This is a genomic window from Saccharopolyspora sp. MMCC62 (assembly GCF_057736575.1).
Genome location: NZ_JBYKCM010000004.1, coordinates 396,225 through 412,287 on the forward strand (window position 1 = coordinate 396,225; position 16,063 = coordinate 412,287).

Below are 16,063 nucleotides of genomic sequence, written 5' to 3' on the forward strand. Positions count from 1 at the left end.
TACCGGGAGGTGCCGGATGGCGGGGATCCGGATCGAGACCGACGAGCTGGCGCGGCGCGCGGACGCGGTGCGCGCCGCCGGGGAGCTCGTGGGCGAAGTGGGGCGGGAACTGGGGAACGCGCCCGGTGGCGCGGAGTTCGGGTCCTGGGGCGAGGTGGCCGCCGAGTCGTACGACGGGCTGGCGGTGGCGCTGCGGGAGCGGATCTTCGCCCTCGGGCACGCGGTCGCGGACGCGGGCGGTGAGCTCGCCGCGGTCGCCGAACGGCACGCGGCCGAGGACGCCGAGCACGCCGCCGGGTTCGGCGGGGAAGGCGCGGCGTGATGGCGGACGAGGGCGGGATGTTGCAGGCCAACGACCTGCGGACGGTGCGCGCGGCCAGCGCGGCGGAGGCGGAGCGGCGGTCGGCGCCGGACGCTCCGGCGGCGGGGACCGAAGCCGGGACCGCCGCAGCGGAATCCGGTGCCGCCGCACGGGAGACCGGGAGTGCGGCACCGGAAAACGGAACCGCCGCAGCGGGAACCGGAACCGCCGCACGGGAAACCGGCTTCGCCGCACCGGAATCCGGCTTCGGCGCAGCGGGACCGGAGCCGGTCGCACCGGAATCCGGGACCGTCGCACCGGATTCCGCGCCGAGCCCGCCGGACACCTCGCCCGCCGCGTTCGACCCCGAGCGGGCCGAGCCCCCGGTGCAGCTGGACTTCCTGCGCCAGTCCGCCGAGGTGCTGGAAGTTCCCGACCCGTTCGCCCCCGAGTTCGCCGTCGCCGGCGGGGAGTGGCGGTCGCTGCGGCCCGCCGCCGCGTTCTGGCGCGCCGCCGCGGACGCGCTGCGCGACGGCACCTCGGCGGCCGCGGGCGAGGTGAGCGGCATCGAGGCGAGCTGGGACGGCGCGGCCGCCGACGGGTTCATCGCCGGGCTGCGCCGGATCGGCGCGAGCGGCGGTGCGCTCGCCGAGGCGGCGGACGCGCTGGCCGCGGCGCTGGACGCGGCCGCCGACGCGCTGCACGAGATCGCGGGGGACATGCGGCGGTTCCTCACCGAGGTCGCCGCGGGAGTGCACGCGGCGCTGCGCGAACCGGGCGCCGACCTGCCCGCCGCCCGCGAGCACCTGATGCGCGCCCGGCGCCCGGCGGCCGGGCTGGCCGAATCGGTGCACGAGGTGATGGCCCGGTTGCAGCGGTCCTGCGCCGAGCAGCGGGACGTGCTGCCGCCGGTGCCCACCGTCACCGCGGACGGTCCGAAGAATCCGTTGTGGACGGAGCTGGCGAGCGGCGCGGAACGGGCCGCCGGTGGACCGCCGGACGGTGCGCACCGCGCGGATCCCGGGGCGACCGGAGCCGCGTCGACCACCCCCGCCCAGGCCGAACCCGGCGAGCACGACACCGCCGAGCACGGCACCGACGACTCCGCGGGCACCACCGGTGCCCTGCTCGGCGGCGGGATGGTCGGGGGCATGATGCCGCTCGCCGGGATGGCGGGCCTGGCCGGGGCGGGCGGCGCCGCGGGCCGTCGCGGGCAGCGGCGGCCGCGCCCGAAGGCCGACCCGGCGGAGCTGTTCGGCGTCCCGCCCGCCGTGGAACCGGTGCTCGGCGACGCGAAGAAGAAGCGCCCGGAGTGATCGCGCGCTGATGGAAGAGGCCCGGTGGAGTCCGAAGTGGACTCCACCGGGCCTCGTCGTCGGCCGGTGCCGGGATCAGTCGTCGTCGGTGCCCGCGCTGCGCGCCCGGGCCGTGCGCCGCGCGTTGATCAGGAACGCCGTGAACAGCACCGCCCCGATCCCGCCGAGCGCCCCGCCGAACGCGACGGTCAGCGCCGCCCAGTCGGCCTGCGGGATGACGTCCGCGCTGAGCCGGGCGGGCTTCGCCGGAGCGGGCTGCACGCCGTGCTCCGCGGGCACCACGTCGCTCAACGCCGCCATCGGGTCGATCATGCCGTGCCCGAGGATGTCGTTGCGCCCGTTCGGCCCGCCGGGGCTCAGCGAGGTCTGCTCGATCCGGTCCATCACCTGCTTCGCGGTGAGCTCCGGGAACTTCTCCTTGATCAGCACCGCCAGCCCCGACACGTAGGGGGCGGCGAAGCTGGTGCCCTGGATCGGTCCCGGCTCGCCCTGCTGCCCGGTCGCGATCTGGTTGACCACGCCGGTGCCGCCGCTGCCCGGGTCGAGCGCCGTGAGGTCCTCGCCCGGTGCGGCGACGTCGACCCACGGCCCGGGGACGGTGAACTCGGAGGCCTGGCCCTGCTGCCCGACCGAGGCGACGGTCAGCACGTACTCGTCGAACCAGGCGGGCAGCACCGCGGTGACCGGGTTGCCGGGCGGGTTCTTCTGGCAGCTGTCCTGTGTGTTGCCCGCCGCGGCGACCACGACGACGCCCTGGTCGGAGGCGTTCTTCACCGCGTTGTACAGCCGGTTGTTGTACCCGCCGCCGTCGGCCATCGCCGCGGCCATCGTCTGGCAGGACGACTGCGAGATGTTGATGACGTCGACGCCCCGGTCCGTGGCGTACTGCACGGCCTGCGCCATCGTCTGCGTGTCGCCGATCGTCTTGTTCTGCTGCTTGTCCTGGTACACCGCGGACGACTGCCGGATCGACATGATCGTGGCGTCCGGGGCGACCCCGACGAACCCGCTGTCCGAGGACTGCTGCGCCGCGATGATCCCGGCCACCACGGTGCCGTGGCCGTCGCAGTCCTGGTTCGGTCCGCCGCCCGGCACGGCGCTGCCGCCGCCGTCGTTCAGCTTCAGGCGCGGGTGCTCGTTGACGCCGGTGTCGATGACCGCGACGGTCGATCCCTGACCGGTGAGCCCTTCGGCGTGGGCGCGTTCGAACCCGAGGGTGAGCTGGCTCCACGGCTTCTCCTCGACGGAGGTGCCGCTGTTGTTCGCCTGCATGCAGCCCTGGGTGGGCTCGAAGTTGCCGGAGGGGCTGAGCGGCCCGCTCCCGGGCGCGGCCGGGACCAGCGGGGGCGGCTGGAACTCGATCTCGTCCGCCAGCGCGGGCTGCGCCGCGCCGAGCCCGGTGATCCCCAGGACGGCGACCAGCGCCACGCCCCGCCGCAGCGCACCGTTCCGCGAGTTGAAAACCATCTCGACGGTCCTCAGAAGAAGTTGAGGTTGAGGTCGCGGATCGTCATGTACAGGTCCATGACGCCCAGCGCGAGCGGCAGCACCAGTGCGATCAGCACCGCTTCCAGGATGTCCACCATGCGCCGCTGCACCGGCGAGAACCGGCGGTTCGGGAACACCACGCCGAACACGAGCGAGCCGACGCTGAGCAGCAGCAGCGGCGGGAAGACCCACGCGACGGCCATCGGCATCAGCGCGGTCTGCACGAGCAGCCCGGCGGCCACGCCGACTGCGGCGAGCAGCCCGCTGACCAGCAGCGCCACCGCCTGGCTGCCGTTGGCGTAGTTGCGGCCGCGCAGCAGCAGCACCGCGGAGACCACGATCGCGAACAGGGCGCCGAAGACGCCGCCGTTGGCCAGCGTGATGGCGAGGATCGCGCCGAGCGCGGCGGTGAGCCCGCAGCCGATGATCAGGCCGGTCATGTACTGGTGGGCGAGGCCGGTGCGGCGCTCGATCATCAGGTAGTCCGGGAAGCCCTCGTCCTCCTTGAGGTCGTCGGCGTTGCCCGGCACGTGCGGCAGCGGCAGCTTCGCCAGCTGGATGGTCAGCCGCGGCAGCAGCGAGATCCCGGCGAGCCCGATGGCGCCTGCGCCGGCGGCGACCCCGGCCGCGCTCGCCCCGCTCGGCAGCAGCAGCGCGGCGATGAACGCGAGCACCGCGAAGGTGGAGACGGTCGCGGCGGCGATGAACGTGACGATGCCGGTGCCGATCACCATCAGCGAGATCGACGCGAAGATGAGCACCAGCGCGCTGGCCAGCAGCAGCTTCGGGGTGGGGTCGTTGCCCGGCACCGCGTTGAGCCCGGCGACGAACGCCATCGGCAGCGCGCCCGCCCCGGCGATCACGGTCCCGGTGGTGGCGGCGCCGTAGGCGCGGGTCACGACGGAGCCGATTCCGGTGGCGAACACGGCGACCACGACCGCGATGATCGCGGTGATCGCGTGGAAGAGGACGCCACCGGCCTGACCGGACAGTCCTAATGCGGCGGCGGCCGCGACGAACCCGAGCACGCCCGCCGCGTGCCCGATCTTCGCGGCGGTCTCCTTCGTCCACGGCCGGTAGCTGCCCGGTTCCGCTTCGGCGAGCGCGTCCACCACGTCGTCGTACAGCGGCGGCGGCGGGTCGTCGGAGCGGCGGCGCAGCTGCAGCAGCTCGCCGTCGACGACGCCCAGCGAGGACAACGTCTGGCTGTTCTCCAGCGGTTCTTCACCCAGCTTCGCCAGGCACCAGCCGCCGTGCCGCGAGCCACCGTCCGTGCTGGCCTCGCGGGCCATCTCCAGCAGCATCGGCAGCAGATCCGCCACCGCGACGTCGGCGGGCAGCGCCAAGTCGATGCGAGTATTCGGCGCCACCACTGTCACGCGGCTGAACACCGTGGTCCCGGTCGCCACTGCGGCCCCCTACTTCCTAAGTCCTGGCACTTGGGTCCTCCTGCGTCAATCCGGCCGTGGTGCGGTTTTCTCGGCGAAAGCGGCCCGCCCGGCCGAAGAGCGCCCCTAGTATGGCCGCACCGACCTCGCAGGGGTGAAGGGTTTGGTCGAACTCGTGCCAACGGGTTCGCAACCGGATGGTCACGGACCGGCCGGAACCACCCGGACCCTGCTGACGTCGGTGCCGTGGACGGTACAGAATGCCGCCTGCGGCAGTAGGGGCGTCGTGACGTGAGCCCGCCGCTCCACATTGCTACGACAGGAAAGGTTGCTGCCTCCGGTGAGCACGCTGCAGTTCAAGCGAACGCCGCGCATGGCCGCTCCGAGGCCGCCTGGCGGGGAGGTGCACCTCGAACCGCCACCCGAGATCCCGCGGGTGATCCCCGGCAACATCGTTCAGAAGGTGCTGCCAGGCGTCATGATCGTCGCATCCCTCGGGATGATGGTCTTCATGCTTCAGCGGGCCAAGGACAACCCGATGATGATGATGATGCCGATGATGATGCTCGTCTCGACCTTCGGGATGATGGCGGGCGGCGGCAAGGACGGCGGTCAGAAGAAGGCCGAGATGAACGAGGACCGCAAGGACTACCTGCGGTACCTCGGTCAGATGCGGGATCGCGCCCGCGAGGCCGCGGACGAGCAGCGCCTCGCCCGGGAGTGGGTCCACCCGGACCCGCAGACGCTGTGGTCGCTGACGAACGGCACCCGGCGGATGTGGGAGCGCAGGCCGAACGACAACGACTTCTGCCAGGTCCGGGTCGGCCGCGGTTCGCAGCGCCTGGAGACCCGGCTGGTGCCGCCGCAGACCGGTCCGGTCGACGAGCTGGAGCCGATCACCACGTTGGCGCTGCGCCGTTTCGTGCGCGCGCACTCGCTGGTGGCGCAGCTGCCGATCGCGACCTCGCTGCGCGGTTTCGCCGCGGTCGGGCTGCAGGGCGACCGGGCGGTCACCCGGGGGCTGGCGCGGGCGATGCTGGCGCAGCTGGCGACCTTCCACTCGCCGAACGACGTGATGATCGCGGTCGCCTCCAGCGGCCGGGCCCGCACCGAGTGGGACTGGGTGAAGTGGCTGCCGCACGCGCAGCACCCGACCGAGACCGACGGCATCGGCTCGTTGCGGTTGATGTCCGGTTCGCTGTGGGGCATCGAGGAGATGCTCGACGAGCAGCTCGCCGAACGCCCCCGGTTCCAGCGCAACGCGGCCCCGCCGGACGGCCAGCCGCACATCGTGATCGTGCTCGACGACGCCGAGATCAGCCGCGAGGAGCAGCTGATCGTCGAAAGCGGCCTCGCCGGCGTCACGATCATCGACCTGTCCGATGTGCTCGGTCAGATGACCCAGCGCCGCGGCATGCGCATCGTCGTCGAGCCGGACCGCATCGGCGCTCGCGGCCAGAACAGCGTGGAGTGGTTCGGCGAACCGGACACGCTGAGCATGGAGGAGGCCACCTCGCTGGCCCGCCAGATGGCGCGCTACCGCATCGCGTCCGGCCCGGCCGAGGTGGACGACGGCGACGGTTTCGAACCGCTCACCACGCAGCTCAACTACATCGAGCAGCTCGGCCTCGCGGGCGACCCGGTCACCTTCGACCTCAACGAGGCGTGGCGCCCGCGCCCGCGGGACGACATGTACCGCGTCGCGATCGGCCCGGGTGAGCAGGGCGAGATCGTGCACCTGGACATCAAGGAGACCGCGTCCAACGGCATGGGCCCGCACGGGCTGTGCATCGGTGCGACCGGTTCCGGCAAGTCCGAGTTCCTGCGCACCATCGTGCTGGGCCTGCTGGCCACGCACTCCTCGGCATCGCTGAACTTCGTGCTCGTCGACTTCAAGGGCGGCGCGACGTTCAAGGGCTTCGACAGCGCCCCGCACGTCTCGGCGAGCATCTCGAACCTCGGTGACGACAGCACCCTGGTCGACCGGATGCAGGCCGCCCTCGACGGCGAGATGAACCGCAGGCAGGAGGTGCTGGACAAGGCGGGCGCGAAGAACGTCTGGGACTACCGGAAGCTCTACGAGGCCGGGCACGAGAACGCCAAGGACCCGCTGCCCGCGCTGTTCGTGGTCATCGACGAGTTCGGCGAGCTGCTGCAGCAGAAGCCCGAGTTCGCCGACCTGTTCAACATGATCGGCCGGCTGGGCCGGTCGCTGCAGGTCCACCTGCTGCTCGCCTCGCAGCGGCTGGAGGAGGGCAAGCTGCGCGGCCTGGACTCGCACCTGTCCTACCGGATCGGCCTGAAGACGTTCAACGCTTCCGAGTCCCGCGCCGCCATCGGCATCCCGGACGCGGCGGACCTGCCCTCCAACGGTGGGCACGGCTACCTGAAGCACCCCAACGGGATGGAGCGCTTCCGCGCCGCCTACGTCTCCGGCCACGACCACCAGACCAGCGGACGCCGCCCGATGAGCCGCGCGGCTTCGCCGGTGACGGGGGAGAAGCGGCCGCGGTTCTTCATCCCCGACTTCGTGGAGAAGCCCCCGGAGCCCGCGGCACCGGCGGTCGTCGAAGAAGAGGAACCGAAGAAGAAGGACGAGCTGGCGCCGACCGACTTCCAGCTGGTCATCAACAAGGTCGAGGGCCAGTGGCCGCCCGCGCACACCGTGTGGCTGCCGCCGCTGGACGCGCCGCCCACGCTGGACGGGCTGCTGCCGCCGCTGCAGGCCACCGACGACCGCGGCTACTCCGCCGTCGGCCACCCGGGCAGCGGCAAGCTGGAAGTGCCGATCGGGCTCATCGACGTGCCCTACCACCAGCGGCAGGACCCGCTCGTGCTGCGCTTCGCCAACGGCGCCGAGGGCAACGGGGCCGTGGTCGGCGGTCCGCAGACCGGCAAGTCGAACCTGCTGCGCACGATGATCGCGTCGATGGCGCTCACGCACACCCCGCAGGAAGCGCAGTTCTACTGCGTCGACCTCGGTGGTGGTTCGCTGGCGGCGCTGCGCAACCTGCCGCACGTCGGCGCGTACGGCAACCGGCGCGACCCGGACACGGTGCGCCGCACCATCGCGGAGATCAAGGCGCTGCTGGCGGCGCGCGAAGGCCGGTTCCAGGAGGCGGGCATCGACTCGATGACCGACTTCCGCAACCGGAAGCGCCGCGGCGAGATCACCGACGACCCGTACGGCGACGTGTTCCTCATCATCGACGGCTGGGAGGCGTTCCGCGCCGAGCCCGATTTCGAGCCGCTCGAACCGGAGATCAACAACCTGGTGCAGCAGGGCCTCGCGTTCGGCATCCACGTGTTCATCGGTGCCAACCGGTGGGCCGCGATCCGGCCGCAGGTCAAGGACGCCCTCGGCACCCGGATGGAGCTCCGGCTCGGTGACCCCGGCGAGTCCGAGGTCAACCGCAAGCTCGCGGTGACCGTGCCGCAGGGCCGCCCGGGACGCGGGCTGCACGCCACGCAGATGCACTACCTGACGGCACTGCCCCGGGTGGACAGCGAGAAGCTCGGCGACCGCATCCCCGCGGAGGCGGCCCGCGCCGAGGCGGCGAACGAGAAGCACCCGCGCCCGTCGTGGGAGCTCTACAACGACGACCTCGCCGACGGCGTCGCCGACCTGGTCAACCGGGTCCGCAGCTCGTGGAAGGGCCGTCCGGCGCCGCAGGTCCGGCTGCTGCCGAACCTGCTGCCGTACGAGCAGCTGCCCACCTTGGAGCAGCAGCCGCGTCCGCACCTGGTGCCGATCGGCATCAACGAGGACGGGCTCAACCCGGTCTACCTGGACTTCAAGGCCGAGCCGCACTTCTACGCGTTCGGCGAGCGGGAGTCCGGGAAGACGGCGCTGCTGCGCAGCATCGTGCACGGCATCACCACCAGGTACACCCGCGAACAGGCGCTGATCCTGCACGTCGACCTCCGCCGCACGATGCTCGGCGTCGTGCCGGAGTCGCACCTGATGGAGTACACGGTCACCTCGGACCAGCTGAAGAGCAACGTGCGGGACATCGTCAACGCGCTGAAGCGGCGGCTGCCCGGCCCGGACGTCACGCAGCAGCAGCTGCGCGACCGCTCCTGGTGGAAGGGCGCGGAGCTGTTCATCGTGATCGACGACTACGAGATGGTCTCGCCGCAGGGGAGCAATCCGCTGGCGCCGCTGGCCGAGTTCGTCCCGCAGGCCTCCGACGTCGGGCTGCACATCATCCTGGCCCGGAACTCGGGCGGTGCCAGCCGGGCGCTGTTCGAGCCGATCATCGGCAAGATGCGGGAGGTCTCCACCCCGGGTCTGGCGATGAGCGCGAACAAGGACGACGGCCAGCTCGTCGGCAACGTCAAGTCCCGGCAGCTGCCGCCGGGCCGCGGGATGCTGGTCAGCCGCTCGATGCGCGGTGGCCCGCAGCTGATCCAGACGGCGTACTCGCAGCCGCAGTGATCGGTTCCTGAGCGGAACGACGACGGCCCTCCCCTGACCGGGGAGGGCCGTCGTCGCTCTCGGTGAATGACACGATCGAGCGAAGATCTTCCTCGGTTTTCGCGCTTATGGTGTGGGCCATGTCAGACACCCCCCGAGCCCGCGCGCTGGGAAAGGAATTGCGTGCCGTTCGCGAGCAATCCGGACTGACCTTGCGCCAGCTCGGCGATCTGATCGGCTGCTCCGAAGCGAAGGTGAGCCGAATGGAGACGGCCCGCCGCCGTCTCGCCCCGAATTCCGTGCGGGCCTTCCTGGACGCCGTGGACGTCCGCGGCGCGAACCGCGACCGCCTGTTGCGCCTCGCCTACGACATCGACGAACCGGTGTGGTGGGAATCGGGTGTCGGATTGCCCGCGCAGCTCACCGAACTCATCGACGCGGAACAACGCGCGGTCTGCATCACCGAGGCGTCCGAGGTCCTCATTCCGGGACTGCTGCAGATTCCCGACTACGCCCGCGCGCTGTTCCTCGCCACCGGTGTTCCGGCCGATCGCGTGGACCGGCTCATCGCGGCCCGGCTGGCCCGGCAGGGGGTGCTGCACCGCTCCGAACCGACCCGGTACGTGGTGCTGCTGGACGAGGCCGCGCTGTGCCGCGCCGTCGGCGGGCCTGCGGTGATGGCCGCGCAGCTGAACGCCGTGCAGGCGATGTGCCGGGAACCGAACATCTCGCTGCACGTGGTGCCGTTCGCGAAGGGCGCGCACACCGGGCTGGACGGCCCGTTCCTGCTGCTGGAGTTCGTTCGGAGCAGGCCGATCGTCCACTTGGAACAGCGCCGGTGCGGCGCATTCCTGGACGACCCGGAAGATGTAACGCCCTTTCTGCACGCACGATCTAGTCTGTGCCGGACGGCGCTGAGCCCTGAATGTTCCCTGGAACTCGTCGCGGCTTATGCGCGCAGGTACGAGTGCGGGGAGGGCACTGGTCATGGGGACGGGGCGCTGGCGGAAATCGAGCTACAGCGGTAGTCAATCGGCGTGCGTGGAAGTGGGGTCGATCGCGATGCGGGTGGACGTGCGCGATTCGAAGGACCAGTCCGCGGTGTTGTGCTTCCGACGCGATCAATGGCGCACGTTCCTGGCCGAGATCAAGTATTCGAATTGAGCTCCGCGGGCCGCCGGGGGAGGGCGGCCACCGGGACGGCGGGACGACCGCCGCGCCCGGGGTCGGCCGGGCCGCTCGATGATCGGGAGCGTCGCGCACGGTGAGTCAAGGGGTTGCCGCCTAAGTCACCCGATCGAGGGCAGACTGTTGAACTGCGCGCACCCTCGGCCTCTAGGGTGCTGGGGTGGATTCGGGATCGGAACCCGACTCGCGCGAACCGTTCGGGGGAATTCGGGTTCGCTCCCGGTTCGTCCCGCCGCACCGGCGGCCCGGCGAAGACACCGACGCGACCTCGCGGCGGTGCGCGAAGGAGTAGTGGGTGTCCCTGCACGTCTCGGTCGACTTCGGCACCTCGAGCACTTGCACCGTGGTGTCCGTCGGCGGCGGTGAACCGCAGGTGGTGGTCGTCGACGGCCAGCCCCTGGTGCCCTCGGCGGTGTTCGCCGCCGCCGACGGCACGGTGTTCGTCGGCCACGAGGCGGAGCGGCAGGCCGCCGTCGACCCGTCCCGGTTCGAACCGCACCCCAAGCGCCGCATCGACGAGGGCGAGCTGCTGCTCGGCAGCAGCGTGCTGCGCGTCGGCGACGTGGTGCGCGCGGTGCTGCAGCGCGCCGTCGGCGAGGCCCGCCGGTTCGCCGCAGGCGCCGGAGTGGACCTGCTCGTGCTCACCCACCCCGCCGACTGGGGCGCGGTCCGCGCCGGGGTGCTGCGCCAGGCCGCCGCCGGGCTGGCGAAGGAAGTGGTGCTCGTCCCCGAACCCGTGGCCGCGGCCGTGTTCCACTCCGCCGGGCACGGGCTGCCCGACGGCGGCGCGCTGGCCGTGCTCGACCTCGGCGGCGGCACCGTGGACGCCAGCGTGGTCCGCAAGCAGGGGCACGCGTTCCGGGTGCTGGCGACGAGGGGCGAACCGAACTTCGGCGGCGCCGACATCGACCAGGCGTTGCTGGAGCACATCGGTTCCGTCGTGTCCGGGATGGACCCGGCCGCGTGGCACAAGCTCGTCGAAGGCCGGGACATGGCCGACCGGCGGCGCCGCCGGGTGCTGCGCCAGGACGTGCGCGGGGCGAAGGAGACGCTGTCCCGGCACACCTACACGGACGTGCCGATGCCGCCGCCGTTCTCGGACGCGCACGTCACCCGCGCCGACCTGGAACGCCTGGTGGCCGCGCCGCTGGCGAAGGCCGCGGACCTCGTCTCGACGATCCTGCAGGACGGCCAGGTGCCGCGGGACCGCCTCGCCGGCGTGTTCCTGGTCGGCGGTTCCAGCCGGATCCCGCTGGTGGCCCGGTTGCTGCACGAGCGCACCGGGGTGCTGCCGACCACGTTGGACCAGCCGGAGACGGTGGTGGCCCGCGGCGCGCTGCGGGCGGTGCGGCTGGACCCGGAGCGCACCGGTGGGCTCGCGCCCGCGGGCGCGCACCGCGGCGCGCCGGCACCGGCCGCGCGTCCCCGCTACGCGGCCGGGCAGCGGCCGGGATGGGTACCGCAGCCCGCCGCGGTGCCGCCGGGCGATTCGCTCAGCCGCGCCTCCACCATCGTCATCGGCGCCGGCGACCAGACGCGTCCGGTGTTCCACACCCCGGTGCCGCGCCGGACCGGGGTGCAGCCCTGGGTGTGGGGTGCGGCCGCCGCCGCGGCGATCGTGCTCGTGGTGGTGGTCGCGGTGCTGCTCGTGCAGGTCACCGGCGGCCGGGCGGACGTCCCGCCGCGGCACGTCGCGCAGTACGAGTACGGCTTCGACTACCCGGGCGGTTGGAAGCAGACCGGCGGCGATCCGGAGCTGTGGCAGACCGTGGTCGCGCCGCGCTCCGACGGCGACGACCTGATCGTCGTGCAGCAGGGGGACCTCGGCTACGACGTGGAGGCCGGGCGTTCCCGCGCGGTCGCGGACCTGCGCGCCGAGTACGACCGGTACAACGCCGACGGGCAGCGCTTCTCCGGTTTCGACTCCTCGGCGACCTTCGCGGGCCGGGACGTCGTGTACTACCGGGAGGACCTGGCGGGCGCGACCGTCGAGTGGTTCGTGCTGCACCAGGGGCACTACCAGGTGAGCGTGGGCTGCCGGTACACCGCGGCGGGGAAGTCCGAAGTGGAGGGAGCCTGCGAGCGGGTCGTCTCCTCGCTCTCGATCTCCCGGTGATCACCGCCCCGCGAAAGGTGCCCGCCGCCACGCGAAATCGGTAGCGGGTGCAAATCGCATTCGCGAATTCCGCGTCCGTTCGTCCGCGCAGTCGGCGCGCGCGGATTCTTTCGCAATCGCTAATCCGCTCGTGACCAGCGATTTCCCTCATCCGCGTTTACAGCCGCAACCGTTTCCGCGAAAAGCTGGGACAGAGCGGAACCGGACGTGGCAATGTCTGCGTCGTAGGTTCATCGATCTTCGAACAACGAATGAAGGGGGCTCACCTATGAGCGGGATGGGTACCGACGCGGACCTGATGGCCAAGGCTTCGGGTCAGGTCGAAGAGGTTCGCGGCAACGTCGAGAACGCGGTGAACACGCTGCAGACGCAGCTCGAGCCGGTCCTGGCTTCCTGGAAGGGCGGCGCCTCCGACGTCTTCCGCCGCCTCATGGACGCGTTCCAGGAGAACGCCAAGGTGATCAACCAGAAGCTGGGCGAGATCAGCGAGAACATCCAGTCCTCGGGTCAGGCCTACACCCAGAACGAAGAGGAGCAGGCCGCCGAGATCTCCAAGATCGAGGGCATGCTCGGCGGCTGAGCCCGCCATCGACGTTCGTTTCTCCACCTTCTTTCGACCACTTCACGTGAGGGGACCACATCATGGAAATTCGGGTTGATTTCGGCCAGCTGAGCCAGGCTGCGGACGACCTGGGCGGCACCGCCACCAAGATCCAGGGCGAGCTGGACGAGCTGGAGAACATGCTCAAGCCGCTGGTCAACACCTGGGAGGGCCAGGCCCAGGAGGCGTACCGCGCCGCGCAGACCGAGTGGGACAAGGCCGCCCAGAACATGATCGAGATCGCCGCGAAGATGGGCATGGCCGTCAACGCCGCGAACGAGTCCTACCAGGCCGGTGAGCAGAAGAACGCCGGTCGCTTCGGCGGCTGATCTTCGCCCCGAGCCCACCGCCGACCCCGGACGCCCCTCGCGGCCCGGGGTCGGCGTTGCACCGGGGCGGGTGTCCGGGGCTTCCGGGCCGCCGGGTAGCATCCACTCGGCGATTCGGCACGCCGACGGGCGTTCCCCGGCGAAGGGGACCCCGTATCGGTGGGTCTTCTCGCCAACGAGTACCCTGATTGTTTGTTGTGCGGTGCGCGACTGCGGTGTTGGAGCGGTGACCGGCCCAGCGGAACGCCCGGCGAGAGCCGAGGCCGAACCGGGGCCACAGGTCTCTGGTGACACCCAGGACGTGCCGGTTCCCCGGCCAGACCGGGGTTTCCGACCCGGCACGGTTCCGATGGGCTCCCCAGAGGAACACACGGGGTCCGCACCGAGATTCCGACGCGAACGACGACGAGGTAGATCCGTGCGCACGTACAGCCCCAAGGCCGGCGAGGTGACCCGCGCCTGGCATGTCATCGACGCCGAGGACGTGGTGCTCGGTCGGCTGTCCACCCAGGCCGCCCTGCTGCTGCGCGGCAAGCACAAGCCGACTTACGCCCCGCACCTCGACACCGGCGACTTCGTCGTCATCGTCAACGCTGAGAAGGTGGCGCTGACCGGCAAGAAGCGCGACCAGGCGTTCCACTACCGGCACAGCGGTTACCCGGGCGGCCTGCGCAAGCAGTCCCTGGGCGAGGTTCTGGATTCGAAGCACCCCGAGCGGGTCCTGGAGAAGGCCATTCACGGCATGCTCCCGAAGACCAAGCTCGGCCGGGCCATGGGCAAGAAGCTCAAGGTCTACGCAGGCCCGGAGCACCCGCACGCGGCCCAGAACCCGCAGCCGTACCAGATCAACGCGAAGGTCGAGAAGTGACCGAGGGACCCGAGGACCAGCCAGTGACCACTCCTGCTCCGGAGGAGACTCCGGTTATCGAGACCGTCGGCGAGGACGTCGTCGAGAACATCGGCGAGAACTTCGCTGCGAACGCCGAGGTCGACGCGGACGTCGAGACCGACGTCGAGGACGCGCCTCAGGAGTTCGCTCCGATCCCGTCCGGCCGCGCCGTGCAGACCGTCGGCCGCCGCAAGGAGGCCATCGTCCGCGTGCGCCTGACCTCCGGCAGCGGTGGGTTCAAGCTGAACGGCAAGGCGCTCGAGGACTACTTCCCGAACAAGGTCCACCAGCAGATCGTGAAGGAACCGCTGGTTCTCGTGGAGCGCGTCGAGGGCTTCGACGTGCACGCGAACCTCAACGGCGGTGGCCCCTCCGGTCAGGCCGGTGCGCTGCGCATGGCCATCGCGCGTGCGCTGGTCGAGCTGGACGCGGATGACCGTCCGGCGCTGAAGAAGGCCGGCATGCTCACCCGCGACTCGCGGGAGAAGGAGCGCAAGAAGTACGGCCTCAAGAAGGCCCGCAAGGCTCCGCAGTACAGCAAGCGCTGACCTTTCGTACGATTCACGGGAGCAGCCGTGGCGTCCGCGCGACGCCGGGGCTGCTCCCGTGATCTTTTTGCGGGCCGGGTTCGGCCTGACAGTGGCACTGCCGTCGATCCAGGAGGATTCGCTGCACATGTCCCGGCTGTTCGGCACCGACGGGGTTCGAGGTCTCGCGAACGCGGACCTCACGCCGGAACTGGCGTTGTCCGTGGCGGCCGCGGCGGCCCGAGTGCTCTACGACCGCGACGACTCCCGGCGCCGGGTGGCGCTGGTGGGCCGCGACCCGCGGGCCAGCGGCGAGATGCTGGAGGCGGCGGTCACCGCCGGGCTGACCTCGGCGGGCATGGACGTGCTGCGGGTGGGCGTGCTGCCCACGCCCGCGGTCGCGTACCTGGTCGGCGAGCTGGGCGCCGACATCGGCGTGATGATCTCCGCCTCGCACAACCCGATGCCGGACAACGGGATCAAGCTGTTCGCCGCCGGTGGGCACAAGCTGCCGGACGCGGTGGAGGACGAGATCGCCGCCCGCCTCGACGAGCACGTGCAGCGGCCCACCGGCGAGCACGTCGGCCGGGTGCGGGACGTGCCGGACGCGGTGCAGCGCTACGTGGACCACCTGCTGGTGGCAACGCCGCAGCGGCTGGACGGCATCCGCGTCGTGGTGGACTGCGCGAACGGCGCCGCCTCCGGCGCGGCCCCCGAGGCCTACCGGCGCGCGGGTGCGGACGTGATCGCGCTGCACGCCGACCCGGACGGCATCAACATCAACGACGGCGTCGGCTCGACGCACCTGGACAACGTGCGGGCCGCGGTGCTGGAGCACGGCGCCGACCTGGGCATCGCGCACGACGGCGACGCGGACCGCTGCCTCGCGGTGGACGCGGCCGGGCAGGTCGTCGACGGCGACCAGATCCTCGCGGTGCTCGCGGTGGCGATGAAGGAGTCCGGCGAGCTCGCCGACGACACGCTGGTCGCCACCGTGATGAGCAACCTGGGCCTGCACCTGGCGATGCGCGATCACGGTGTGAAGCTGCGCACCACCAAGGTCGGCGACCGCTACGTGCTGGAGGAGCTGCGCGCGGGCGGGTTCTCGCTGGGCGGCGAGCAGTCCGGGCACGTGGTGCTGCCCGGGCACGCCACCACCGGTGACGGGCTGCTCACGGCGCTGCGGCTGATGGGCCGGATGGCCGCGACGGGCGAGTCGCTCGCCGACCTGGCCACCACGATGCGCCGGCTGCCGCAGGTGCTGGTGAACGTGCGGGTGGTGGACAAGGCGCAGGCCGTCTCGGCGTCCGAGGTGTCCGAGGCCGTGGCGGCCGCGGAGGCGGAGCTCGGCGAGCAGGGCCGCGTGCTGCTTCGCCCGTCCGGTACCGAGCAGCTCGTGCGGGTGATGGTGGAGGCGCCGAGCGAGGAGATCGCCGACGCCACCGCGCAACGACTCGCCGGAGTGGTTGCTGCCATCCGGTGAAGCTGTGATCTAGGTCTCCC

13 protein-coding genes are annotated in these 16,063 nt (G+C 71.5%); 11 read left to right on the plus strand and 2 right to left on the minus strand.

The genetic code is table 11. The annotated features are described in order from the left end of the window. The first annotated feature begins 16 nt into the window (after positions 1-16). Together AC29IT_RS12260 and AC29IT_RS12265 are read left to right on the plus strand one after the other, a co-directional pair. Entirely contained in the window at positions 17-322 is a 306-nt protein-coding gene (locus AC29IT_RS12260; protein ID WP_488218762.1) for a hypothetical protein, read from the plus strand. Then, a complete protein-coding gene (locus AC29IT_RS12265; RefSeq protein WP_488218763.1) occupies positions 322-1,617 on the plus strand; it encodes a WXG100 family type VII secretion target in 1,296 nt (431 codons plus the stop codon). Before AC29IT_RS12260 ends, AC29IT_RS12265 begins: the two co-directional genes overlap by 1 nt. A gap of 75 nt (positions 1,618-1,692) precedes the next feature. Here the strand turns inward: AC29IT_RS12265 and mycP are convergent, their stop codons facing one another. Then, a complete protein-coding gene (mycP, locus tag AC29IT_RS12270; RefSeq protein ID WP_488218764.1) occupies positions 1,693-3,084 on the minus strand; it encodes a type VII secretion-associated serine protease mycosin in 1,392 nt (463 codons plus the stop codon). 11 nt (positions 3,085-3,095) lie between these two features. Next, positions 3,096-4,514 carry a type VII secretion integral membrane protein EccD gene (eccD, locus tag AC29IT_RS12275; RefSeq protein WP_488218765.1) on the minus strand — a complete coding sequence of 473 codons (1,419 nt, stop codon included), beginning with the start codon at positions 4,512-4,514 and terminating at the stop codon, positions 3,096-3,098. Between the two features lie 319 nt (positions 4,515-4,833). Between eccD and eccCa the strand changes: the two genes are divergently transcribed. The 9 genes from eccCa to glmM all read left to right on the plus strand — a co-directional run bounded on the left by eccCa (position 4,834) and on the right by glmM (position 16,043). Continuing rightward, a complete protein-coding gene (gene eccCa, locus AC29IT_RS12280; RefSeq protein ID WP_488218766.1) occupies positions 4,834-8,931 on the plus strand; it encodes a type VII secretion protein EccCa in 4,098 nt (1,365 codons plus the stop codon). 62 nt (positions 8,932-8,993) lie between these two features. After that, positions 8,994-9,938, plus strand: a complete 945-nt coding sequence (locus AC29IT_RS12285) for a helix-turn-helix domain-containing protein (RefSeq protein ID WP_358434085.1) — start codon at positions 8,994-8,996, stop codon at positions 9,936-9,938. Continuing rightward, positions 9,898-10,074 (plus strand): DUF397 domain-containing protein, encoded by a 177-nt coding sequence (locus AC29IT_RS12290; protein WP_358434088.1) that lies wholly within the window; start codon positions 9,898-9,900, stop codon positions 10,072-10,074. The genes AC29IT_RS12285 and AC29IT_RS12290 overlap by 41 nt, the downstream gene beginning before the upstream one ends. A 319-nt stretch (positions 10,075-10,393) precedes the next feature. Continuing rightward, positions 10,394-12,214, plus strand: coding sequence for a type VII secretion-associated protein (locus AC29IT_RS12295; protein WP_488218767.1), 1,821 nt, complete (start codon positions 10,394-10,396; stop codon positions 12,212-12,214). A 268-nt stretch (positions 12,215-12,482) separates the two neighbouring features. Then, positions 12,483-12,794 (plus strand): WXG100 family type VII secretion target, encoded by a 312-nt coding sequence (locus AC29IT_RS12300; protein WP_358434094.1) that lies wholly within the window; start codon positions 12,483-12,485, stop codon positions 12,792-12,794. A 62-nt stretch (positions 12,795-12,856) separates the two neighbouring features. Further along, on the plus strand, positions 12,857-13,144 hold the full coding sequence (locus tag AC29IT_RS12305; protein ID WP_358434098.1) for a WXG100 family type VII secretion target: 288 nt from the start codon (positions 12,857-12,859) through the stop codon (positions 13,142-13,144). 418 nt (positions 13,145-13,562) lie between these two features. Further along, a complete protein-coding gene (gene rplM, locus AC29IT_RS12310; RefSeq protein ID WP_358434101.1) occupies positions 13,563-14,012 on the plus strand; it encodes a 50S ribosomal protein L13 in 450 nt (149 codons plus the stop codon). An 89-nt stretch (positions 14,013-14,101) separates the two neighbouring features. Further along, on the plus strand, positions 14,102-14,581 hold the full coding sequence (gene rpsI / locus AC29IT_RS12315) for a 30S ribosomal protein S9 (protein ID WP_488218884.1): 480 nt from the start codon (positions 14,102-14,104) through the stop codon (positions 14,579-14,581). A 127-nt stretch (positions 14,582-14,708) separates the two neighbouring features. Further along, positions 14,709-16,043 (plus strand): phosphoglucosamine mutase, encoded by a 1,335-nt coding sequence (glmM, locus tag AC29IT_RS12320; protein WP_358434358.1) that lies wholly within the window; start codon positions 14,709-14,711, stop codon positions 16,041-16,043. The last annotated feature ends 20 nt before the right edge of the window (positions 16,044-16,063 follow it).